Origin of the sequence: Alkalihalophilus lindianensis, assembly GCF_032843265.1 — a bacterium.
GTDB classification, from domain to species: Bacteria; Bacillota; Bacilli; order Bacillales; family Bacillaceae_D; genus Alkalihalophilus; species Alkalihalophilus lindianensis.
The window spans coordinates 1-276 of record NZ_JAWJBA010000247.1; the positions used below are offsets into that span (position 1 = coordinate 1).

At 41.3% G+C, this 276-nt stretch carries 1 protein-coding gene; it reads left to right on the plus strand.

Features of this window, described 5'->3' with window-relative positions; translation table 11 throughout:
• On the plus strand, positions 1 to 276 hold a 276-nt coding region (locus RYX56_RS22130; RefSeq protein WP_317124087.1), incomplete at both ends, for an alpha-amylase family glycosyl hydrolase.

The following is a 276-nucleotide window of genomic DNA, read 5'->3' on the forward strand; positions in this document are numbered from 1 at the left end:
GAAAACAGCCTGATTTAAATTGGGAAAACAAGGCCGTTCGCTCTGAGCTTTATCAGATGATTAATTGGTGGCTTGATAAAGGAATCGACGGGTTCCGGGTCGATGCCATCAGTCATATTAAAAAAGAGGAAGGCCTTATGGATATGTCGAATCCAAAAGGGCTTAAATATGTTCCCGCTTTTGATAAGATGATGAATGTTGCCGGAATTCACACGTTTCTTCAAGAGTTAAAGGATGAAACGTTTGCCCAATATGACATCATGACGGTAGCTGAAG